This is a genomic window from Streptomyces sp. NPDC048057 (assembly GCF_040653095.1).
Lineage (GTDB): Bacteria > Actinomycetota > Actinomycetes > Streptomycetales > Streptomycetaceae > Streptomyces.
Map to the genome: position 1 here is coordinate 72,036 of NZ_JBEZNF010000022.1, position 21,835 is coordinate 93,870.

Consider the following 21,835-nt stretch of genomic DNA (forward strand, 5'->3'; position numbering starts at 1 on the left):
GTCAGGGGGATGACCGGGGAGCCGTACGGGGAGGGGCCCGGGGGGCCGGTCAGGGGGATGACCGGAGGGCCGTACGGGGGGACGTCCGGGGGGAGGTCCGGGAGGGCGCCGCGGTCGAGGGCGCCGGCTCCCGGGCCGGGCGTCCCTGGCCCCGGCCGCTGCTCGCGGTCGCGCACTCCACGGTCCGCGCCTGCGGATGGTTGCGGGCCCGGCTGCCGGGCTCCCCGCGGGAGCACGCCCGCGCCGCTCACCCGCCGCGTGCCGCCTCGTCGGCCGCGCCGCCCGCGCCCACCAGGCCCGTGGCGACCCCGGCCAACCGGCCGTCGAGCCGGCTCACTTCGCGGCTGCCCAACACGGCGATGAGGGACGGGAGGTAGCCGCGCACGGGCTGCATGCCGCGCAGCCAGCGCTGGCCGTACACGTGCGGGGCGCGGCGTTCGATGCCGGTGACGATGCGGTCCACGGCGGGGCCCGGCGGATACGTGCGGTTCGCCGGCCACGGCAGCCGGCCGCGCAGCTCCCGCATGACGTCGTCGCGGTCCGCGCCGCGGACCATGTCCGTGTCGGTCCAGGACAGATAGCCCACCCCGACGCGCACGCCGCGGTGGCGGACCTCCGCGCGCAGGCTGTGCGCGAAGGCTTCGACGCCGGCTTTGGACGCGGCGTACGCGGTCATCATCGGCGCCGGGGTGATCGCGGCCAGCGAGGCGATCTGGAGGAAGTAGCCGCGGCTCTCGGTGAGGACGGGCAGGAAGGCGCGGCCGGTGGTGGCGCTGCCGATCAGGTTGACCTCGACGACCCGTCGCCAGGCGACGGGGTCGGAGGTCTCGAACGGGCCGCCGGCCGCGACGCCCGCGTTGGCGACGACCACGTCGACCTTGCCGAAGCGCTCCTTGACCTGCCCGGCGACCCGGGCCATGGCCGCGTGGTCGGTGACGTCGGCCTCCCAGACGTCGCCCTCGGTGTGGAGCCGGGCGCAGGTCTCCTTCAGGCCGTCCGGTTCCAGTCCGACGAGCGCGACGTGGACGCCGTGCGCGGAGAGCTTGCGGGCGAGCAGCGCGCCGACGCCGCGGGCGGCGCCGGTGACGACCGCGACCTGCCCTTCGAGGGGAACGCCCCGTATGCCCCGTGCCGTTCCTGCTGTCCGTGCCGTTCGTGCCGTGCTCATGCGGCTTCCTCCCCTTCCACGAGGTGGGCGGCGACCAGTTCGCGCAGCTTGGCGGTGATGGCGTCGGGCGTCTCGACCGGGGTCATGTGGCCGGCGCCGGGCAGGACGACCAGTTCCCGGCAGTCCGGGAGGTGCGCCACCATGCGGTGGGCGTGCACGGGCGGGCTGAGCCGGTCGGCGGTGCCGGTGACCACGACCGTGGGTGCGGCGAGCTTGCGCACGCCGTCGGTCAGGTCCAGCTCGGCGAGGACCCCGCCCCACGCGACCCGGGTGGCGCGCGGACAGGCGTGCACGATCCGGGCGCACGCGCCGATCTGCGTACGGGTCGCGGCGCGGCCCATCGTGGCGTACCGCAGCAGCCGTTTGGACAGCGGGGTGACCGGGCCGAGCGGGGCGCGCGAGCCGAGGACGGCAACGGTGAGCCTGGAGCGCAGCGGGCCGCGCCGCAGCGGGAACACCAGGGACTCCTCCGCGAGGTGGGAGGCGCCGGTGCTGCACAGCAGGGCGGCTGCGGCGTGCTCGACGACGGCGGGCCGCTCGGCGGCGGCCATGATCGTCATCGCGCCCATGGAGTGCCCGGCGAGCACGGCGCGCTGCCCGGGCGCGAGGACGGCCCGGAGCACCGCTTCGAGGTCGTCGGCGAGGACGTCCGTGCCGACGCGGGCGAGCGGGGTGCGGCCGTGGCCCCGCTGGTCGTACGCGACGACCCTCATCTCGTGGGAGAGGGCGGCGATTTGGGCGGCCCAGAAGCGGGTGGAGCAGGTCCAGCCGTGGGCGAGGACGACGGTGGGGGCGTCACTCGGACCGTGCACCTCGACGTGCAGGGGCGTGCCGTCGGCCGAGCGGACCTTGCGGCTGGTCAGGGTGGAAGGTGCCGCGGGCTCCGGCGCGCGCCGTGGGTTCCGGTGGTCGGTGCTCATGCGGTCGCTCCCAGGGATCCGGCCTTCGGGGCCTCGGTGACCTGCGCGGTCTTCGTCGCGGGCGCGGCGCGTACGACCTCGTACTCCCCGAGGTCCACCTCCCGCACCGCCCGCCGGAACTCGGACGTCGTCCCCGGCCACAGCGTGGTGTTGCGCCCCGCGTCGTCGAGGTACCAGCTCTTGCAGCCGGTGTTCCACACGGTCCGTTTCATCCGCTCCTGGATCCGGTCGTTCCAGGCGTCCACGGCCGCGGGGCGCGGGTCCAGCGCCGTACGACCGCCGAGGATGGCCAGTTGGCGCAGGTAGTCGGCCATGTAGTTCAGCTGGGACTCGATCATCAGGATCATGGAGGAGTTCCCGAGGCCGGTGTTCGGGCCGATGATCGTCATCCAGTTGGGGAACCCGGCGGCGGTGGCGCCGCGCAGCGAGCGCACCCCGTCCTGCCACGCCTCGGCGAGCGTGACGCCGTCCGCGCCGACGACCCGCTCGGCGATCGGCATGTCCGTCACGTGGAAACCGGTGCTGAAGACGACCGCGTCCACCTCGGCCTGCGTCCCGTCCGTCGCGACGAGCGTGGCGCCGCGCACCTCGGCGAGGCCGGAGGTGACCACGTCCACGTTGGGCCGGGCGATCGCCGGGTAGTAGTCGCTGGAGAGCAGGATGCGCTTGCAGCCGATGCGGTACGAGGGGGTCAGCGCGGCGCGCAGCGCCGGGTCCTTGACGGCCCGCGCGAGGTGGGCCTTGGCCACGGACTCGACGAGGGCGAGCTCCCGCGGTCGCTTGGTGAACGCCTGTACCTGGAGTTCGCGCACGCCCCACAGCAGTCCGCGGCGCAGGGCGGTGGTGAAGGGCAGTTGCCGGTGCAGCCAGCGCTCGACGCCCGTCACGGCCCGGTCCGCCTTCGGCACCACCCACGGCGGGGTGCGCTGGAAGAGGGTCAACGAGGCGACCTCCGGCTGGATCGCGGGCACGATCTGGATCGCGGAGGCACCGGTCCCGACCACGGCGACGCGCTTGCCGCGCAGGTCGAGGTCGTGGTCCCAGCGGGCGGAGTGGAAGACGGCGCCGGGGAAGCCGTCGAGGCCGGGCACGTCCGGGACCTTGGGGTCGGACAGCGGGCCGGTCGCGGAGACGACCACGTCGGCGGTGAAGTCGCCGGCACTGGTCTCGATCCGCCAGTGCAGCCGCTCGGCGTCCCAGGTCATCAGCTGCACCTCGTGGCCGAAGCGGATGTGGGACCGCAGCCGGAAGGTGTCCGCGACGTGCTCCAGGTACGCCCGGATGTGCTCCTGGCCGGAGAAGGTGCGCGGCCAGTCGGGGTTGCGCGCGAAGGAGAAGGAGTACAGGTGGGAGGGGACGTCGCAGGCGCAGCCGGGGTAGCTGTTGTCCCGCCAGGTGCCGCCGAGGGAGTCCGCGCGCTCCAGCACGACGAAGTCGGTGACGCCTTCGCGCCGCAGGCGCACGGCGGCGCCGATGCCGCCGAACCCGGACCCGATGACGGCGACCCTCACGTGCCGCGCGCCGGGTCCCTCCGGTGTGTTCCGTGCGCGTTCGTTCGGCACCTGCTCCTGTCGACCCATGCGGTCTCGCCTCCCAGTGAAGACCCGGAACACTGCCAGTAATCACTGGCGTGATGGGGAGAGTAGAGCAGGAACATACCGAGCGGTAGGGGTCGGACGCGCCAAGTCACCTGCGGCACGCAACCGGACCGGGACGCGGCGGACCGGCCCCCTGTTTCGCCACCCCGTCCCTTGTCTGCGGGCTGGAGACGGAGGCGTTCAGGGGCGCGGGGAACTGCGCGACCAGCCACCCACCGGGCCGCGGGCGCCATCACCGCGCACCCCGCACGGCGGAACCGCGCCGGAAGGACCACGCGGGGCTTTCCGGACAAGCCCTACGGAGTGTCTTCAAAGTGGCGTCGTCCGTCCTTGGGGCGGGCCTGGCGGGGTCTGGTGCGTGCGATCTCTCTCCCCCCCCCGTGCCCGAAGGGCTACGGGGGAGAGCGTGCGTGCCAGACCCCGCCAGGCAGACGGAACTCTGAAGACACGACCTAGGCTTCTGGCGTGGCTGAAGGACACGAGTACCGCATGGAGGAGCTGGCCGAGAAGGCCGGCATCACGGTGCGCACCCTGCGCTTCTACCGCGAGCGCGGCCTGCTGCCGCCGCCGCGCCGCGAGGGCCGCATCGCCTGGTACGACGACCACCACTTGGCGCGGCTGCGCACCATCACCGCGCTGCTGGAGCGCGGGCACACCCTCAACGGCATCGCCGACCTCGCCGCCGCCTTCGAGAGCGGCCGGGACGTCGGGGAGGTGCTGGGCCTCGGGGAGCCGTCGGAGGAGACCCCGGTCCGCCTCACCCCCGAGGAACTGGCCGATCGCTTCGACGGCGCGTTCACCCACCAGGACCTCGCCGACGCGCTGGACCTCGGCTATCTGGCGACGGACGGCGACGCGATCGTGCACACCAGCCGCCGGCTGCTGGACGTGTCGGCGGCGCTGGTGCGGGAGGGGGTGCCGCTGGGCGAGGTCCTGGCGGCCGGCCGCAGCGTGCGGACCCACGTGGACGCCCTCGCGACGCTCTTCGTCGAGATGGTCCGCGAGCACGCCCCGACGGGCGCGGAGCGGACGGAGCGGCTGCGCTCGCTGGCGAAGAGCGTGATGGAGGCGGAGCTGTCGATGGCGCTGGACCGCGCGCTGCGGACGGACGAGGAACAGTCCTGACCGGACCGCCCCGCCCTCGCCGTGACCCTAGGGCGTGTCTTACGGATCAGGCTGGATCAGGGAGCGGGGTCTGGTGCCGTGGATCGCAAGGCGGAGGAGGGAGCCAATGCGGAGTATTGGCGACCGACGACAACGCGGCGAGGCATGGTGCCAGGGCACGCGAGCCCAGCAAGATCCGTAAGACACGCCCTAGAGGTCGAAGACCGCGGTCACGGGCGCGTGGTCGCTCCACCGCTCCTCGTGGCTGGCCGCCCGCTCCACGTACGCCTTCACGGCCCGGTCGGCGAGCCCCCGCGTCGCCACGAGCAGGTCGATGCGCCAGCCGGTGTCGTTGTCGAAGGCCCGCCCGCGGTACGACCACCAGCTGTACGGACCCTCCTGGTCCGGGTGGAGGGCGCGGACCACGTCCACGTACTCCGCCTCCTCGTACACCCGGGTCAGCCAGGCCCGCTCCTCCGGCAGGAAGCCGGCGTTCTTGCGGTTGCCGCGCCAGTTCTTCAGGTCGGCCTCCTGGTGGGCGATGTTCCAGTCGCCGCAGACCACGACCTCCCGCCCGGCCGCCGCCGAACGCGCCCGCAGCTCGCTCAGGTACGGCAGGAAGGCGTCCATGAACCGGTACTTCTCGTCCTGCTTCGGCGTGCCCGCCTCACCGGACGGCAGGTAGAGGCTGGCGACGGTGACGCCCGGCAGGTCCGCCTCCACGTACCGCCCGCTGTCGTCGAACTCCTCGACCCCGAACCCGGTCCGCACCTCGTCCGGCTCGCGTCGCGTGTACAGCGCGACCCCGGCCCGCCCCTTCGCCGCGGACGGCACGTGCACCGTGAACCACCCCTCGGGCGCCCGTACGTCCTCGGCGAGCTGCGCCGCCTCCGCCCGCACCTCCTGGAGGCAGACGACGTCGGCGTCGGTCTGCGCCAGCCACTCGACGAAGCCCTTCTTCGCGGCGGCGCGCAGCCCATTCACGTTCACGGAAGTCACCTGGAGCATCCAGCGAGCCTAACCCGCGGGCCCTCCGTCCCCGGCCATCCCCGCCCGTCCCCGACCCGTCGGGTCGGTCGCCGTACGATGATCCGTATGCACATTCGACCGGTCCCGTACGACCACCCGGACGCCGTGAAGCTCAGCGACCAGGTGCTCCAGGAGTACGTGGAGCTGTACGGCCCGAGCGAGGACGGCGGCACCGACGGTGACGCCACGCCCCTCGACGCGTCGATGTTCCTCCCCCCGCAGGGCCTCTACCTGATCGCGTACGACGAGACCGGCCACCCCCTGGCCTCCGGCGCCTGGCGCAGCCAGGACGGCAACCCCGAGGGCTACGAGGACGGCGACGCCGAGCTGAAGCGCATGTACGTCGTCCCCGAGGCCCGCGGCCTGGGCCTGGCCCGTCGCATACTCGCCGCCCTGGAGTCCGACGCCCGCGCGGCCGGCCGCACGCGCATGGTCCTCTCGACGGGCGCACCGCAGCGCGCGGCGATCGGGCTCTACGCCTCCAGCGGCTACACCCCGACGCCGCGCACCTTCGGCCACTACCGCGACCACGACGACGTCCGCTGCCTGGCGAAGGACCTGCGCAGCCGGGCGTGAGGAGTTACCGGGATGCGGCGGCCCGGTGCGGGGACTGGGTCCGTACTGCCGTCACCCCGGCCAGCCGGGAGGTCGTCGCGATCGCCCGGCGGCCGGAGGCGGCTTCCTGAGGGCAGCGACGGCTCAGCCGAAGCGCACCACCGCCTGGTAGTACGTCCAGGCGGTCCCGTCGCACGTGCCCTTCGTCGCGCCCGAGTACCGCGCGCACACCCGCTTCATGTCGGCGTGGAAGGCGGAGTCGAGCCGGGCCTTGTCGGTGCTGAAGCTCCCCGCCTTCTTGTAGTTGCGGTAGCCGAAGTCGTGCCGGATGCAGGAGTTCTTGAAGGGGAAGCCGAAGGGGTTGTCGGGCGAGTTGGAGCAGTGGTCCGTGGACCAGTCGAAGCCGTACGCGGCCCAGGAGGACTGTCGCGCGCGGGCCGCGAAGAAGGCGTCGTAACTGGCGGCGCTGGTCTGGGTCCAGGAGCTGAGCACCTTGGACTTGTCGGCGGGGGCGGCGGAGGCGGTGCCCGTGGAGACGAGGACGGCGGAGACGGTGACGGCGGCGGTCGTCACGGCGGTGGCGAGGGTACGGCGGCGCATGGGGACGCTCCTGCGGGGACGTGGAGGGAGAACCCCGCGTGGGTGGCGCGGGGCGGCGCACCGATCACCGCCGGGGGAACCGCGGCGGGAACGGCGCGCGGCTCACACCCCGTCCCACCGCGGCACGCACTGACCGGGCGTCACATTCCGCCGCCCGGCCGTTCGTTCGGCGGCACTTGTCTACTGCCCGGTAGGTAGCCCGGTCGAAACTGCGCGCGTCCACCTGCGGGCACCTCCGTGAAGCCGTGGGACCCGGAGAACCGGAACTGGCGCCCCGTCAGCACGGCGCGTATGAGCCTTGCTGGCACGCCTCGATCGCCTCGACGATGGTGCGTGCACGGCCAAGGGCGGGCGTACCAGCCGGAAGGGGCCTGGGCGTGGGCGAAGACGGCGCACAGCGTGAGTCGGTGCAGACGCAGTTGAATCAGAACGCGCCCCTGGACGGCGGCGGAGGGGGCGGACCGTCGGGGGATCTGGCATCGAGCCCGGCCAAGAAGCGCGCGGCGGCGAACGCCATCGAGCATCGTCTTGAGCCCGGCACCAAGAAGGCCGGCAGCATCCCCGAGGAGAACACGACCGCCGCCGTCACCGCCTTCAAGGGGGACGGGCAGGGCTGGGCCACCTCCGGCGCTTTGCAGAAGGCGCTCCAGACCTGGCAGGACCAGGTGAGGGCGCTCCTGGGACGCCTGAGCGCGGAGAAGAGCGGCCTGCGGGATGCCGCCGGCACCCTCCAGGGCAGCGACGCCGGCGCCGGCGACCGGATTCGCGGATCGTCGCGCTTCGACGCGTACTGAAGCGGTGGCAGGACCCACGGTCGGCATCGAGGCGGGGCCGGAGCACCGGGCCCGCGACCGCACGACGGGAGGACGGCGTGCCGAGTTACCGGGAAGTGATGACCACGAACCTGGCCCCGCTCACCACGGCTGCGGAGTCGTGGGAGACGACGGCGTCGAAGTTCGCCGAGGTCGAGCGCGAGTACCGGCGCGACGTCCACGCCGTGGCCCGTGATCCCACGTGGCTCGGCCTCAGCGCCCTCGCCGCGAACGCCCGCTTCGAAGTGACGCTCCAGGAGCTGGTGGGCGCCCAGCAGCAGGCGAAGGCCGTCGCGGGCGTCCTGCGCGAGGCCCACGCCCGCTTCACGCGTTTACGCTCCCAGGTCCAGTCGGTGCACGACGCGGCGGTCGAGAACGGCATGCGCGTGTCGGCCGAGGGCAGGGTCAGCTACGACACCTCACGGCTGACCCCGAGCCAGCTCACCGCCTACCAGCGCCACCCCGACCACCGGGAAGCGGTGATCGCAGTCGCGGCCGAGTGGGAGGGCCAACTGGAGCGGGCCGTGCGCGCGGTCGGCCGGGCGGACGCCGACGTGGCCGTCGCGCTCGTCGCGGTCGGCGTGGACTCCGACCCCGACGACGGCACCGCCAACGGCTTCAACCGCGAAGCGTCGGCCGACATCGCCCGCTACCGCCGGCACGCCGACAGCGAGGGCCGGTACACGGACGCGCAGAAGTACATCTACGACGAGATGATGCGGAACGTCGACTCGGACACCGTCCGCATGATCCAGGGCCTGCTCCGCGAGCCCGAATGGTATGAATTCGGGAGGAACTACGGAAGCGACGTCACGGCTGCGCTGACCCTGTGGGGAGCGAAGGTCGCACCGGGCCAGGACTGGGACCACAAGCCCCTCATCCGGGACCGGTACGACGTCGAGCGCGTCGACCAGCTCTTCTTCAAACAGCCGGGCTCCAACCGCGAGGTGTTCTACGACATCTACTCGAACATCCACTACGGCTACGTCGGACGGGCCGCGGGCTTCGACCAGGACACCCTCATCCAGGGCGCCTCGCTCGGCGAGGACCTGCTCACCGGCAAGGACGACCACGGGGACCAGATCACCATGAAGGTCGGCATGGAGTTGTACGACAGACACGGCAAGGACCTGACGCGGGAACAGCTCGACGCGGCCATCCGGGACGCGATGGACAAGATGGAGCGGGCGCAGCAGGAGGGGAAAGACGTGCCCCAGATCAGGAACGTCCGCTGATGCGCCGCTTCGGCTGTCTGATCAGCCCCGTCGCCGGCCTCCTCACCACCTTCGTCGGGGTCTTCCTCATCGCCCGGTTGTGGGACGCGTGCGACGCCGGGATCAACGACTCCGCCAACTCCTACGGGCTCGTCCCGTACGCCGCGCTGCTGCTGCTGGTCACGACGGCGTGGTGGGCGATCACGATCGGCGCGGTCTCGCCGCGCAGCCCGGTGCTCGCACTGTCGGGTGCGCTGCTCGGCTCCCTGCTCCTGCTGTGGGCCTTCGTGGCCGTGCTGTACAGGTCCGGGGAGTACCTCTCGGTGCAGTGCTGGCCGGGTCGGGATCCGAGTTGGTGGCCCGCCTGGATCCCCATCTGACCGCGCGCGGCGCCCGCGTACGGCACCGCGTACGACGTGCGCCGCGCTCAGCCCGTGGGCAGCAACCCCGCCAGCGTCGTACGGGCGTCCTGGAGGACGGTGATCCGCTCGTCCAGGCCGCGCAGTTGCTCCTGGAGCGTGTCCGCTACGCACGCGTGGAGTTCGGGGCCCGGGCCCTCGACGCACGGGAGGACCGCGCGGATGACGTTCGTCGAGAGGCCCGCGGCCAGCAGGGTCCTGATGTGGCCGACGACGACCGGGGCGTCGGACGCGTACCGGCGGTGGCCGCTGGAGAGGCGGTACGACACGAGGAGGCCCTGCTCCTCGTAGTAGCGCAGCAGCCGCGGGTTCACGCCCGTCGCCCGCGCCAGGTCACCGATCTTCATCTCCATGTGATCCCCCTCACTCGCGCCGGCTCGCGCTTGAACTTCACACTGATGTCAGATCCTAGGTTTCTCGTATGAGCACCGCAGTGACCCCCACCGATTCCTTCGTCACCCACCTCAACGGCAGCCCGGCCACCGCGGACGAGCTCGCGCCGCTCGCGTTCGCCGGCTACGCCCACTTCACCGCGATCCAGGTGCGCGACCGCCGGGTCCGGGGCCTCGATCTGCATCTGGCGCGGCTGCGGTCGGCCTCGCAGGAGCTGTTCGGGCGGGCGCTCCCCGACGACCTGGTGCGCTCCCGGCTGCGCGCGGCCGTCGACGCCGGCCCGGCCGACGTGTCGCTGACGGCCACCGTCCACTCCCCCGTGGGCGAGTTCACCGTCGACGACCCCGGTCTCGACCTCGACGTGCTGGTCCGCACCGGGCCGCCCGCCGACGGTCCGCAGGGCCCGCTGGCGCTGACGACCGTGGCGTACGAGCGGCCCCTCCCGGCCCTCAAGCACGTCGGCGAGATCGCCAAGACGTACCACCTGCGGCGCGCCGTGGCCGAGGGCTTCGACGACGCCGCGTTCGTCGACCGGCAGGGCCGGCTGAGCGAGGCGACGATCTGGAACCTCGCGTTCTGGGACGGCGAAGCGGTGGTGTGGCCGCGGGCCGACGTGCTGCGCGGCACCATGATGTCCGTGGTCGGCCGGCAGCTCGACGGGATCGGCGTCCCGCAGCGCGTCCAGGACGTCACCCCCGCCGACCTGCCCGCGCTGTCCGGCGCGGTGGTGCTGAACTCCTGGACGCCGGGCGTCCCCGTCCACCGCATCGACGACGTCACGTTCCCGGAAGCCCCGCGCTTCCTCGACGCCCTGCGCCGCGCCCACGCCGCCGAGCCGCTCACCGCGCTCTGACCCCGGGCGCGCCGGCGGGGGCGTCCAGGCCGACCACCTCGTCCGCCGCGTCGAGTCCGTTCCGTTCGTGGGTCACCAGGAGCGTGGTGCGGCCCCGGGTCGCGTCGAGGACGTCCGCGAGGACCGCGGCGGCGGTCTGTGGATCCAGCCCCTCCGTCGGCTCGTCCAGGACGAGTACGGGCGGGTCGGCGAGCAGTGCCCGTGCCAGCAGCAGGCGTTGGCGCTGGCCGCCGGAGACCGTGGCGCCGTCCCCGCCGAGGACGGTGTCCAGGCCGTGGGGCAGCGAGTCGACCCAGTCGAGGATCCGCGCCCTGCGGGCCGCTTCCCGCAGGTCGTCCGTGGTGGCGTCGGGGCGGGCCAGCAGCAGGTTCGCGCGGATCGTGGCGTGGAAGACGTGGGCGTCCTGGGTCATGCCGCTGATCACCCGCCGTACGTCGGCCCCCGCGCAGGCGCTCAGCTCGTGCCCGTCGACGCGGACGCTGCCCGCTTCGTACGGGACGAACCGCATCAGCGCCGCGATCAGCGTCGACTTGCCGGATCCGCTGGCGCCGTGGAGCACCACCCGCCGGCCGGGCGGCAGTCGCAGGCTGAACCCGTCCAATGCCGGTGCGCCGGAGGCACGGTGTCGCACCCGCAGGTCGGTGATCTCCACGCCCACCGGCCCGTCGACGAAGAGCGGGCGCGGGGCGGGCGGGTCGGTGACCGGCGGCGGGGTGTCGAGGAGGTCGGCCAGCCGCCGCGCCGACGCCCGTACCTCCACGAGCCGACGGGCCGCCGCGGGCAGGGACGCAAGGGCGTCGAAGGCGACGAGGGCGAGCACCGCGAGCACGGTGAGCAGGACGGCGGGCAGGTCCCCGGCCGCGTGGGCGCGCAGCGCGAGCCAGGTGACGCCGACGGTGGCCGCGGCCTGGAGCAGCAGCACCGCGGCCGAGGCGAGCGAGGTGGTCAGGGCCGCTCGGCGCTCCAGGGCCGCGATCCGGGCGGCGGCGCGGCGGGCCCGCTCTTCGGTACGGCCGCGGGCGCCGTACGCGGCGAGGTCCGCCGCGCCCGCGGTCAGGTCGACGCTGAGCGCGGCGAGTTCGGCGCGCGCCGCCTTCCGGGCCCGGCCCGAGCGGCGGGACGCCGCGAGCACCAGCGCGGGCACGACGAGCCCCGCGACGGCCAGCGAGAGCCCGAGCAGTGCGCCCGCCTGCGGCAGCAGGACGACGGCGGTACCGATGGCGGCGCCCGCGACCGCGCACGCCGCCGCGGCCGGGATCAGCACCCGCAGCAGCAGGTCCTGTACGGCGTCGACGTCGTCGACGAGCCGGGTCAGCAGGTCGCCGCGGCGGAAGGCGGGAACACCGGCCGGCGCGAGCGGCACCAACGCCTCGTACACCCGGGTGCGCAGCCCGGCGACGGCGCGCAGCGCGGCGTCGTGCCCGAGGAGCCGGTCGGCGTAGCGCAGCAGCCCGCGGCCCAGGGCGAGGGCGCGCACGGCGACGATCGCGAGGGTCACCGAGGCGAGCGGGGGCTGTTCGGCGGCGCGGGTGATCAGCCATGCGGCGGTGGTCATCAGCGCGGCGGCGGCCAGGTCGCTGCCGGCCGCGGCGAGCGCGGCGAGCAGCAACCGCCGCCAGTACGGCAGGAGGTGCCGCAGCAGGCGCCGGGTGGGCCGGGGTGCGGTCGGGGCGTGCGGGGTCACGGGGTCACCAGGGCCTTTCTTACGGATCGAGGTTGGCGGGGAGGCGGGGTGGGGCCCCTTCGGGGCTACGACGGGACCGGCGCGCTCCCGGGGCACGCGAGCCCACCGGCAACCTCCGCGGGGGCGGACGGAACGATTCCGCCGGCCCGTACGGTGACGATCCGGTCCGCGTGCGGCAGCAGGCCCGTGCGGTGCGCGACCACGACGGCGGTCCGGCCGCGCATCAGGGCGACGGTGGCGCGCGTGACGGCGGCCTCGCTCTCCGGGTCGAGGTGCGCGGTCGGCTCGTCGAGGAGCAGGACGGGGGCGTCCTTGAGGAAGGCACGGGCCAGCGCGATCCGTTGGCGCTGCCCGGCGGAGAGCCCGGCGCCGCCTTCGCCGAGCACCGTCCCGTACCCCTGCGGCAGTTCCTCGACGACGTGGTGGACGAAGGCGGCGCGGGCCGCCCGCCGTACGTCGGCGTCGCTCGCGTCGGGGCGCCCGAGGCGGATGTTGTCGGCGACGGTGGCGGCGAAGAGGTGCGGGCGCTGCGGCACCCAGGCCACCTCGGTGCGCCAGACGGCGGGGTCGAGGGGGGCTCCTTCGACGTCCACCCGTCCCGCGGTCGGGGCGACGAAGCCGAGGAGCAGCGCGAGGAGGGTGGACTTGCCCGCGCCGCTCGGCCCGACGAGGGCGACGTGTTCGCCCGCGCGGACGGTGAGGGAGACGTCGGCGAGGGCGGGGGCGGGGCGGCCGGGGTGGTGGACCGTGACCGCGTCGAGGCTGAGGAGGGGAGCGGCGGAGGGGCCGGGAGCCGGCCGCATCCCCTTGTCGCTGTCGCGCTCGTCGTCTTCGTCGTCGTTGAAGTTGTCGTCGTCGTTGAAGTTGTCGTTGTCTTCGCCGTCGCCGTCGCCGTCGCCGTCGCCGTCGCCGTCGCCGTCGCCGTCGCCGTTGTCTTCGTCTTCGTCTTCGTCTTCGTCGAGCAGGGCGAAGACCTTCTCCGCCACCGCGACCCCCTCCGCGCTCTCGTGGAACGCCGCCGCCGCGGCCCGCAGCGGCAGATACGCCTCCGGCGCGAGGAAGAGCACGATCAGCGCCGTCCGCAGCTCCACCTCCCCGCCGAGCAGCCGCAGCCCGACCGGGACGGCCACCATCGCCACGGACAGCGTGGCGACCGTCTCCAGCACGAGGGACGACAGGAAGGTCACGCGCAACGTGCGCAGGGTGGTCCGCCGGTGGGCGTCGGCCATCTCCCCCACCACCCTGGCCTGGTGGCGTTCGCGGCCGAACGCGCGCAGCGTCGGCAGCCCCGCCACCACGTCCAGGAAGTGCCCGCCCAGCCGGGCCAGCAGCCGCCACTGCCGGGCGGTGCGCCGGGCCGTGTGCAGGCCGACCAGCGCGCCGAAGACGGGGATCAGCGGCAGCGTCACGACGACGATCAGCGCGCTGCTCCAGTCGGTCCACGCCAGCCAGCCGACGACCGCGAGGGGCACCACCGCGGTGGCCGCCGTCGTCGGCAGACAAGTGACGACGTACGGGTCGAGGGCGTCGAGCCCGCGGGTGAGGAGCGTCGCCGTCTCGCCGTGGCGGCGCGCCGCCAGCCGCAGGGGCGCGGTCCGCCCGAGCCGGCCGGTGACCCGTACGCGTAGCGCCGCTTTGGCGTCGGCCGCGGCGCGCTGGGCGAGCACTCCGCGGGCCCAGGTCACCAGGGCTCGCAGGGCCATCACGGCGCCCAGCGCGACCAGCGCCGTACGGAGCGACGCGCCCCCGACGGAGCCGTCTGTGGCTCCCTCCGCGAATCCTTCCGCGAATCCTTCCGCGAGAACGTCCGCCAGCAGCACGGCCTGCGCGATGACGAACCCGGCGCCGAGCAGCGCCAGCGCCGTGGAGTGCGTCAGATGGCGCCGCAACACGGGCAGTTCACGGAGCAGTCGACGCTCGACCGGTTTCATCCCGGCCTCCTTCCTGGAATCGGTGCCCACCGGGGACGGGTCAGAAGTAACGGGGGTGGCGGCGGCCCGTACGCCCGCGGAAGACCCACCAGCTCCACACCTGGTACGCGAGGATCACCGGGATCAGCACGACCCCGAACGCGGTCAGGATCCGCAGGGTCACCCCGTCCGTGACGGCCTGCTGGATCGTCATCCCCTCGCCGGCCGAGGTGATCAGGACGTACGGATAGTGGCCGGCTCCGACCAGCGGCACGGGCAGCGCGCTCGCGCAGCTGGTGGCGGCGAACGCCCGGCCGTGGCGCCCGTGGCGCAGGGACCACCAGGCGGCAACGAGCGCCCCCGCGAAGAGGACCGCGACGACCGCCGCCGTGCCCCGGTTCGTCATCGAGGCGCCGGCGCCGAAGAGCGTGAGCAACAGCGGGAGCAGGGCGGCGGCGCCGGTCGCCCGCAGCAGGCGGGTGCCGATGTGCCGTGCGGTGGTGGCGAGTTCGGGGCCCGAGCGCAGGGCGACGAAGGCGGCGCCGTGGCCCGCGAAGAGCAGCGCGGTGGTCGCGCCGCAGGCCAGGACGAACGGGGTGAACACCTCGCCGACACCGATGTGGAAGGCCCCGTCGGCCCCCCGGGGCACACCGTGCAGCAGCAGTCCGAGGACGAGCCCCCAGCACAGCGCGGGCAGCGCGCCGCCGAACACGACCAGCGCGTCCCAGCGCCGCCGGCTCCGGGCGTCGCGGGCGCGTCCGCGCAGTTGGACGGCGGCGTTCCCGAGGACCAGGCCGACGAGGATCGCCACGATCAGCGGGTACAGACCGGAGAGCAGGCTGCCTTCCAGATAGGGGAAGGCGCCGAACAGGACGCCGGTGAAGGCGACCAGCCAGACCTCGTTGCCGAGGAAGTACGGCGCGATGGAGTCGAGGGCGGCGTTGCACTCCTGCTCGCGCTCCCGCGGCCCGCCCTTCAGGAGGGGGTGCAGCATCTGTACGCCGTAGTCGTAACCGCCGAGGACGAAGTACCCGGCGAGCAGCAGGCCGAGGAGCCCCAGCCAGAGGATCTCCAGACCCATGCGGCTCACGCACCTTTCTCGTTCGCGTAGGGAAGGACAGGCAGCGGGGTGGGTGGTCAGAAGACCGGCAGGGACCGTTGCCCGCCGCGGCGGCCGGTGTCTGGCCGGGCCCCGGTGTCGGAGTCGGAGTCGGAGTCGGGATCGTCGTCGGAGTCGGAGTCGGAAGCGGAATCAGGGTCGGGGTCGGGGGTGGGGGCGGGGGCGGAATCAGGGTCGAGGGCGTCGTCGGGGAGCGGTTCGACGGCTCCCAGCTGCGTCGCGCCCGGCCCGCGGCGCGCGAAGCGGGCGATCAGCGTCCAGTTCGTCACCGCCAGGGCGACGAAGACCGCGACGAACACGGCGCAGGACACGATCAGCGAGCCCCTGCCGACCGGGGAGAGCGCGTCCTCGACGGTCAGCTCCCCGTACACGATCCACGGCTGTCGCCCCACCTCGCGGACGGCCCAGCCGCCCACGGAGGCGACGAAGGGCAGCGGGACCGTCGCCACCAGCACGTACGCCGCCGGGCGCCAGCGCACCAGCAGGTCCCTCCACAGCAGGACGGCGGCGACGAGGGTGACGGTGGACACGGTGTTCCCGAGGAACGTCATCGCGTCCATGCCGAACCTCACCCAGTCGGCGAACGGCGGCACGTAGTCGCCGGGCCCGTACTCCACTGTCAGCCGCTCCTGCACCCGCGCGACGTCGCCGCCCTCCAGGAGGGCGTGCTTCATCGGCTGGGTCCGCTCGATCACCGGCATCTGCAGGTCCCCGACGATGACGACGAAGAACGACGCCGGCGTGGACACCGCGAGCCCGAGCCGCAGGGAGCTGCGGAACAGCTCCGTCTCCCCGGTGCCGCGCAGGAAGTGGAAGGCGCTGATGCCGGCCACGAGGACGCCGCCGGTCGTCAGCGCGGCGAGCGCGACGTGGCCGAGCGCGACGAGCGCGCTGGGGTTGGTGAGCAGCTCCCCGAAGTCGGTGAGGTGGGCGACGCCGTCGCGCACCTCGTATCCGACGGGGTGCTGCATGAAGCCGTTGGCGATCAGGATCCAGTAGGCGGAGGCGTACGCGGTCAGGGCCACCAGCCAGATCAGCGCGATGTGCACGCCGCGGCGCAGCCGGCCCCAGCCGAAGATCCACATGCCGAGGAAGGTGGACTCGGCGAAGAAGGCGATGAGGGTTTCGAGCGCGAGCGGGGCGCCGAAGACGTTGCCCGCGAACTTGCTCAACCCGCTCCAGCTCAGCCCGAACTGGAACTCCATGACGAGGCCGGTGACGATGCCGACCGCGTAGTTGATGACGTACATCTGGCCCCAGAAGCGGGTCATCCGCTCCCGGACGGCCTTCCGGACGGGATCGCGGGTGTACGCGGCGCGGGTGTGCATGATCGCCACGAGGGGGACGAGCCCCATGGTGAGGAGCACGAACAGCCAGTGGATGCCGACCGTGGCCGCGAACTGGAGTCTTGCCAGCTCCACAGCGTTCATGAGGCGACTCCTGGGACCGTGGACCGGCGGGACGAACGACCGGTCGCTCAGTGGACGGTGGACGGGCGGGTCCCCACGTCGCGTGGGCAGACGCCGGGGTCCTTGGGCGTGTGCGCGGTTTCCCCGCCCGTCGGCCACCGTAGGGAGGAGTTGCTCATGCGTTCCAAGACCGACTTTGCTATGTGGAGATGACCCCACAGGCATAAGTGAAGGTGGACCGTGGATCTGCTCCAGCTGCGCTACTTCCAGACCGTCGCCCGTTACGAGCACATCAGCCGCGCCGCGGAGGAACTGCGCGTCGCCCAGCCGTCCCTGAGCCGTACGATCGCGCGCCTGGAAGCCGAAGTGGGCACCCCCCTCTTCCACCGCGAGGGCCGCCGCATCCGGCTCAACCAGTACGGGGCGATCTTCCTGCGCCACGTCGACCGCGCCCTGAGCGAACTCGCCGACGGCACCCGGGCGCTGCGCGACGCCCGCGACACCGGGCTCGGCCGGGTCGCCGTCGCCTCCGAGACCCTGCTGACCGTCACCCACCTCCTCGGCAGCTTCCGCGCCGCGCACCCCCGCGCCGACGTGCGGCTCTACCAGTCCGACGTGGAGGAGATGGACCGCCAACTACGTTCCGGCGAGGTCGACTTCTGCGTGGCGTCGCAACCGCTGCCCGGCGCCCAGCTGGAGTCGATCGAGCTGCTGCGCGAGGAGGTGCTGCTCGCGGTGCCGCGCGGGCACCGGCTGGACGGGCGGGAGAGCGTGACGATCCCCGAGATCGCCCACGAACCCTTCGTCACCACGCGCCGCGGCCATTGGCAGCGCGCCCTGCTCGACCGGCTGTTCGCCTCGGAGGGGCTGACGCCGCTGCTGTCCTGCGAGGGTGACGAGCCGGGCGCCAGCCAGGACATGATCAGCGCCGGCCTCGGCATCGGGCTGATCCCGGCGGTGTCCCGCCAGGTCGGCACGGAGGCGCACGTCCCCGTCGCCTGGGTGCGCGTGGCCGCGCCGGACTGCCAGCGCCGGCTCACGCTGGTGTGGCGTCGCGACCGGTACCTCTCCGAAGCCGCGGTGAAGTTCCGCGAGTTCACCACCCGCACGCCCCTGATGACCCACCGGCTGCCGCCGAGCGCGATGGCGCCGGGCGAAACTCCCCCGTGGTAGGGATGACGCATGCCCGGACGGCTCCCCCTCGACCAGCAGATCGACGCCCTGCGCTCCGCGCTCCTCCAGAACGAGGTCCTGGCCGACGTACTGACCAGGGCCGCCGCGCTCCGCCTGCCCGACTGGTACCTGACGGCGGGCTGCCTGTTCCAGACGGTGTGGAACGTCGCCACCGGCAGACCCGCCACCAGCGGCATCAAGGACTACGACCTCTTCTACTTCGACGCCACCGACCTGTCGTGGGAGGCGGAGGACGCGGCGATCGCGGCCGGGCGTACGGCGTTCGCGGGCCTGCCCGCCGAAGTGGAGATCCGCAACGAAGCGCGCGTACACCTCTGGTACGAGGAGAAGTTCGGGGTGCCCTGCCCGCCGCACCGGTCGACCGAGGCGGCCATCGACTGCTTCGCCGCGACCACGTGCTGCCTGGGCGTACGACTGGAACCCGACGGCCGGTGGCGCGTGTACGCACCGCACGGGCTGTCCGACGTGTTCGACCTGGTGGTCCGCCCGAACCCGGTGCTCGCCCCGCGCGAGGTGTACGAGACGAAGACGGCGCGCTGGAGGGAGACCTGGCCGGAGCTGACCGTCCTGCCGTGGCCGACGCCCACCGGGACGGGCTGAAGCTTTTACGCCACGGCCGACTCCTCGTGGCGGACGGCGGCCTCGGTCAGCCGCCCCGGTTCGAAGACCGCCGCCGCCACCCGGAACTCAGACGCCAACGCGCCCCACACCTCCTCCAGCAGCTCGTCCCGGCTCCCGGCCCCGGTACGGACCTCCACGAACGGCTCGGCGGTCTCGACGCGTTGGCCGTCGGAGCGGTACGTCCTCATCAGCACCGCGTCCCCCGGCTCCAGGTCCCGCACCGCGAGCGTCACCACGTCGGCCGCCGCCCGACCGCCCCGGCTGCGGCGCGCGCCGCCGAACCACGCCTCCCGCCCCGCCCGGAGGTCCACCACGACGGTGATCCGCGGCGTGTGGATCGGCGGATCCGGCTCGTACTCCAGCCCGCCGAGCGCCTCCACCGTCCGCCGGCCGCCGTCCGCCGGCCGTCCATCCGTCCGTCCGTCCGACGAGGGCTTTCCCATCGGGCCGTGGTGCGTAGGCACCAGGACACGCGGGCGGCTGGTCTCCGTGCACCAGGAGAAGACAAACACGGGGCACGATGCCCCGGGCCGTGGCGAGAGGGAGTGTGGAAGGCGAGCGCCAAGAGAGCGTGGCGGGCCCCTCCGCCAGCTCCGTGCGCATCCTCGCAACCGACGACGAACAGGACGGCCATGTCCCACGCTGTGGTTTCCCCGCTCCGCCTAGGGAGACTGTCGATCGGTGCCCTCGGCGTCCTGGCGCTCGCCCTCGGCACCCTTCAGTCCGTGGTGGAGCCCGCGCTGCCGTTACTCCAACGCGAGTTGGGAGTCAGCTCCGGCGAAGGCGCGCTGATCGGCAACACCCTCCTCATCACCGGCGCGGTCGTCACCCCCGTCGCCGGGAAGCTCGGCGACCGCTACGGCGGAAAGCGGGTCCTGATCTGGCTGATGGCCGTGGTCTCCGCCGGCGGGCTGCTGGCCAGCCTCGCGCCGAACCTGCCGGTGCTGCTGCTCGGGCAGGTCTTGCAGGGCGTCATGGTGGGCGCGCTGCCCCTCTCGTTCATCCTGGTCCGCAAGCATCTGTCGACGGGCGAGTCGCAGGTGGCGATCGGGCTGGTCATCGCCCTGTTCACGGGCGGCGGCATCGTGGGGACGCTGCTCGCCGGACCTATATCGGACGAACTGTCCTGGAACTGGATGTTCGCGCTGCCGACAATCGCGGTCATCGCGATGACGCTGCTCGTGGCCCGACTGATGCCGCACGATCCGCCGGTCCCGTCGGACGACCGGATCGACTGGCTCGGCGCGGCCCTGCTGAGCGGCACGCTGCTCGCGTTCATGCTCGGGCTCGTGACGGTGACCGACGGCGACATGTCGCCCCTCGCGGTCGGCGCGATCGCGGTCGCCGTGGCCGGCCTCGCGACCGGTTGGGTCGTCGTCGAGCGCCGGGTGGCCTCCCCGATGGTCGACCTGCGCATGCTGGCCCGACCCGCCATATGGCACGCGTGCGTGCTCACCTTCGTCATCACCACCAGCTTCGGCATGGTCGTCTTCCTGCTGCCGCAGCTCTTCGCGATGCCGGCCGAGGGGTACGGCTTCGGCGCCAACACCACCGACATCGGGCTGTTCCTGCTGCCCGGCGCCATAGCCGGGGCGTTCAGCGACTCGGTCGGCGGAATCGCGGCACGGCGGTTCGGCCCGCGGGCCGTGATCGTCGGCGGCGCCGTCATCACGGCGGGCACGATGATCGCCCTCGCCTCCCTGCACACCGCGGAATGGCAGCTCGTCCTCGCCAAGGTGCTGACCGCGTTCGCCGCGGGCATCGGCACCACGGCACTGATGGCGAACACCGCCACCGCCGTCGACACCAAGGACACCGGCATCACCACCAGCCTGCTCGTGGTGACCCGCGTCATCGGCGTCGCCCTGGGCGCCCAGATCGCCGGCGCGGTCCTCGACGCCAGCGCCGACCCGACGACGGGCCTGCCGAGCGAATCCGCCTTCGTCACGGGCTTCGCCGCGGCCGGCCTCGTCGCCGCCCTGTCCCTCCTCGTCGTCCGCAACACACAGAAGAAGGTGGCCCAGACATGAGCCCCAACGGCCCCCGGCGCAAAGTGCTGATCTCCGGAGCCAGCATCGCCGGCCCCGCACTGGCGTACTGGCTGCACCGGTCCGGATACGCCGTCACCGTGGTGGAGAAGGCAGGCGCCCTCCGCGACGGCGGCTACCCCATCGACATCCGCGGCACCGCGATCGACGTGGTCCGCCGGATGGGCATACTGCCGCAGCTACGGAACGCACACATCGACTCCCGCCGCTGCACCTTCCTCAACGCCGACGGCAGCACCATCGCCTCGGTCAACCCGCGCACCGTCGCCGGCGGCGTCGAGGGACAGGACCTGGAGGTACGCCGCGGAGACCTGGCCACAGCCCTCCACACACTGGTCCACGACGACGTGGAGTTCCTCTTCGGCAACTCCATCGCCACCCTCGACCAGACCGCACACGGCGTCGACGTCACCTTCCACCACGGACGACAACGCACCTTCGACCTGGTCATCGGCGCCGACGGCATGCACTCGTCCACCCGGGCGGCCCTCTTCGGCCCCGAAGCACAGTTCCACCGCCACCTCGGCTACTGCTTCGCCATCTTCACCATGCCGAACGCCTCCGCGCTCTCCCACGAAGTCATGATGTGGAACACCCCGGGCAGAGCCGCCGCCCTCTACGCCGTCGGAGACGACGACGAACTGCACGCCTTCCTCACCTTCCACCAACCAGAGCCGCCGCTCGACGCCCTGCGCGACCCCGACGTCCAACGCGACCTGGTCGCCACGGCCTTCGCCGACGCCGGATGGCAGGTCCCCGACATGCTCCGCGCCCTGCGCCACGCGGACGACCTGTTCGTCGACACCGCCGGACAGATCCGGATGCCCCGCTGGTCGAACGGCCGCGTCGCCCTCGTCGGCGACGCCGCGTACGCCCCCTCGTTCCTCACCGGACAGGGCTCAAGCCTCGCGCTGGTCGGTGCCTACGTCCTCGCCCACGCCCTGGCCACGAACCGAGACCACACCACCGCCTTCGCCGCCTACGAACGCGGCGCCCGCGAGTTCGTCGCCATGAACCAGGCGCTGGTCGACACCGGTGCGGCCACCCTCTTCCCGACCACCGCGGACGCCCTGGAGCAACGCAACAGCAGGCTGCGCGACCTCGTCACCCTGCCCTCCGCGCCAGCCCGGCCGGCCCACTCGGCCCTCGCCCTGCCCGATTTCGCCCCGACGCCGTGACCTCCC

The 21,835-nt window shown here is 73.1% G+C and carries 21 protein-coding genes; 10 read left to right on the top strand and 11 right to left on the bottom strand.

Features of this window, described 5'->3' with window-relative positions; all coding sequences use genetic code 11:
• Positions 1 to 247 precede the first annotated feature (247 nt).
• From AB0E05_RS25095 to AB0E05_RS25105, 3 genes are read right to left on the bottom strand one after another with little or no spacing between them, the layout of a single operon-like run.
• The gene (locus AB0E05_RS25095) at positions 248 to 1,168 is read right to left on the bottom strand and encodes an SDR family oxidoreductase (RefSeq protein WP_361967259.1); all 921 of its coding nucleotides are present in this window, start codon (positions 1,166 to 1,168) and stop codon (positions 248 to 250) included.
• Positions 1,165 to 2,088, bottom strand: a complete 924-nt coding sequence (locus AB0E05_RS25100) for an alpha/beta hydrolase (RefSeq protein ID WP_361967261.1) — start codon at positions 2,086 to 2,088, stop codon at positions 1,165 to 1,167. The genes AB0E05_RS25095 and AB0E05_RS25100 overlap by 4 nt, the downstream gene beginning before the upstream one ends.
• A complete protein-coding gene (locus AB0E05_RS25105; protein ID WP_361967263.1) occupies positions 2,085 to 3,668 on the bottom strand; it encodes an NAD(P)/FAD-dependent oxidoreductase in 1,584 nt (527 codons plus the stop codon). Before AB0E05_RS25105 ends, AB0E05_RS25100 begins: the two co-directional genes overlap by 4 nt.
• A 483-nt stretch (positions 3,669 to 4,151) precedes the next feature.
• Here AB0E05_RS25105 and AB0E05_RS25110 point away from each other — a divergent pair, with 483 nt between their 5' ends.
• Positions 4,152 to 4,811, top strand: a complete 660-nt coding sequence (locus tag AB0E05_RS25110) for a MerR family transcriptional regulator (RefSeq protein WP_361967265.1) — start codon at positions 4,152 to 4,154, stop codon at positions 4,809 to 4,811.
• A gap of 189 nt (positions 4,812 to 5,000) precedes the next feature.
• Here the strand turns inward: AB0E05_RS25110 and AB0E05_RS25115 are convergent, their stop codons facing one another.
• Positions 5,001 to 5,798, bottom strand: a complete 798-nt coding sequence (locus AB0E05_RS25115) for an exodeoxyribonuclease III (RefSeq protein ID WP_361967267.1) — start codon at positions 5,796 to 5,798, stop codon at positions 5,001 to 5,003.
• Positions 5,799 to 5,885: 87 nt separating this feature from the next.
• On the opposite strand from AB0E05_RS25115, the gene AB0E05_RS25120 reads away from it, so the two are divergent.
• The gene (locus AB0E05_RS25120) at positions 5,886 to 6,395 is read left to right on the top strand and encodes a GNAT family N-acetyltransferase (RefSeq protein WP_361967269.1); all 510 of its coding nucleotides are present in this window, start codon (positions 5,886 to 5,888) and stop codon (positions 6,393 to 6,395) included.
• 123 nt (positions 6,396 to 6,518) lie between these two features.
• Here AB0E05_RS25120 and AB0E05_RS25125 read toward each other — a convergent pair whose 3' ends face one another.
• A complete protein-coding gene (locus tag AB0E05_RS25125; RefSeq protein ID WP_361967271.1) occupies positions 6,519 to 6,974 on the bottom strand; it encodes a phospholipase in 456 nt (151 codons plus the stop codon).
• Between the two features lie 377 nt (positions 6,975 to 7,351).
• Between AB0E05_RS25125 and AB0E05_RS25130 the strand changes: the two genes are divergently transcribed.
• The 3 genes from AB0E05_RS25130 to AB0E05_RS25140 all read left to right on the top strand — a co-directional run bounded on the left by AB0E05_RS25130 (position 7,352) and on the right by AB0E05_RS25140 (position 9,380).
• On the top strand, positions 7,352 to 7,768 hold the full coding sequence (locus AB0E05_RS25130; protein ID WP_361967273.1) for a hypothetical protein: 417 nt from the start codon (positions 7,352 to 7,354) through the stop codon (positions 7,766 to 7,768).
• Positions 7,769 to 7,866: 98 nt separating this feature from the next.
• The gene (locus AB0E05_RS25135; RefSeq protein ID WP_361967275.1) at positions 7,867 to 9,021 is read left to right on the top strand and encodes a polymorphic toxin type 44 domain-containing protein; all 1,155 of its coding nucleotides are present in this window, start codon (positions 7,867 to 7,869) and stop codon (positions 9,019 to 9,021) included.
• Positions 9,021 to 9,380: a hypothetical protein gene (locus AB0E05_RS25140; RefSeq protein ID WP_361967277.1), complete on the top strand. Its 360-nt coding sequence runs from the start codon at positions 9,021 to 9,023 to the stop codon at positions 9,378 to 9,380. The genes AB0E05_RS25135 and AB0E05_RS25140 overlap by 1 nt, the downstream gene beginning before the upstream one ends.
• A 47-nt stretch (positions 9,381 to 9,427) precedes the next feature.
• Here AB0E05_RS25140 and AB0E05_RS25145 read toward each other — a convergent pair whose 3' ends face one another.
• A complete protein-coding gene (locus AB0E05_RS25145) occupies positions 9,428 to 9,772 on the bottom strand; it encodes a MerR family transcriptional regulator (RefSeq protein WP_361967279.1) in 345 nt (114 codons plus the stop codon).
• A 68-nt stretch (positions 9,773 to 9,840) separates the two neighbouring features.
• Between AB0E05_RS25145 and AB0E05_RS25150 the strand changes: the two genes are divergently transcribed.
• Positions 9,841 to 10,665 (top strand): aminotransferase class IV family protein, encoded by an 825-nt coding sequence (locus AB0E05_RS25150; RefSeq protein WP_361967281.1) that lies wholly within the window; start codon positions 9,841 to 9,843, stop codon positions 10,663 to 10,665.
• Here AB0E05_RS25150 and cydC read toward each other — a convergent pair.
• The 4 genes from cydC to AB0E05_RS25170 form a co-directional block, all read right to left on the bottom strand.
• The gene (gene cydC, locus AB0E05_RS25155) at positions 10,652 to 12,349 is read right to left on the bottom strand and encodes a thiol reductant ABC exporter subunit CydC (protein ID WP_361967283.1); all 1,698 of its coding nucleotides are present in this window, start codon (positions 12,347 to 12,349) and stop codon (positions 10,652 to 10,654) included. The genes AB0E05_RS25150 and cydC overlap by 14 nt on opposite strands.
• Positions 12,350 to 12,414: 65 nt before the next feature.
• Positions 12,415 to 14,280, bottom strand: coding sequence for a thiol reductant ABC exporter subunit CydD (cydD, locus tag AB0E05_RS25160; RefSeq protein ID WP_361967285.1), 1,866 nt, complete (start codon positions 14,278 to 14,280; stop codon positions 12,415 to 12,417).
• A 40-nt stretch (positions 14,281 to 14,320) separates the two neighbouring features.
• The gene (cydB, locus tag AB0E05_RS25165) at positions 14,321 to 15,340 is read right to left on the bottom strand and encodes a cytochrome d ubiquinol oxidase subunit II (RefSeq protein ID WP_361967287.1); all 1,020 of its coding nucleotides are present in this window, start codon (positions 15,338 to 15,340) and stop codon (positions 14,321 to 14,323) included.
• 56 nt (positions 15,341 to 15,396) lie between these two features.
• Positions 15,397 to 16,809 carry a cytochrome ubiquinol oxidase subunit I gene (locus AB0E05_RS25170; RefSeq protein ID WP_361967289.1) on the bottom strand — a complete coding sequence of 471 codons (1,413 nt, stop codon included), beginning with the start codon at positions 16,807 to 16,809 and terminating at the stop codon, positions 15,397 to 15,399.
• A gap of 219 nt (positions 16,810 to 17,028) precedes the next feature.
• Here AB0E05_RS25170 and AB0E05_RS25175 point away from each other — a divergent pair, with 219 nt between their 5' ends.
• Both AB0E05_RS25175 and AB0E05_RS25180 read left to right on the top strand, forming a co-directional pair.
• A complete protein-coding gene (locus tag AB0E05_RS25175; protein ID WP_361967291.1) occupies positions 17,029 to 17,961 on the top strand; it encodes a LysR family transcriptional regulator in 933 nt (310 codons plus the stop codon).
• A 9-nt stretch (positions 17,962 to 17,970) separates the two neighbouring features.
• Positions 17,971 to 18,582 carry a nucleotidyltransferase family protein gene (locus AB0E05_RS25180; RefSeq protein ID WP_361967293.1) on the top strand — a complete coding sequence of 204 codons (612 nt, stop codon included), beginning with the start codon at positions 17,971 to 17,973 and terminating at the stop codon, positions 18,580 to 18,582.
• 5 nt (positions 18,583 to 18,587) lie between these two features.
• On the opposite strand, the gene AB0E05_RS25185 is transcribed toward AB0E05_RS25180, so the two are convergent.
• Positions 18,588 to 19,046, bottom strand: coding sequence for an IMP cyclohydrolase (locus AB0E05_RS25185; RefSeq protein WP_361967295.1), 459 nt, complete (start codon positions 19,044 to 19,046; stop codon positions 18,588 to 18,590).
• 189 nt (positions 19,047 to 19,235) lie between these two features.
• Between AB0E05_RS25185 and AB0E05_RS25190 the strand changes: the two genes are divergently transcribed.
• Entirely contained in the window at positions 19,236 to 20,633 is a 1,398-nt protein-coding gene (locus AB0E05_RS25190) for an MFS transporter (RefSeq protein ID WP_361967296.1), read from the top strand.
• Positions 20,630 to 21,829: an FAD-dependent monooxygenase gene (locus tag AB0E05_RS25195; RefSeq protein ID WP_361967298.1), complete on the top strand. Its 1,200-nt coding sequence runs from the start codon at positions 20,630 to 20,632 to the stop codon at positions 21,827 to 21,829. The genes AB0E05_RS25190 and AB0E05_RS25195 overlap by 4 nt, the downstream gene beginning before the upstream one ends.
• The last annotated feature ends 6 nt before the right edge of the window (positions 21,830 to 21,835 follow it).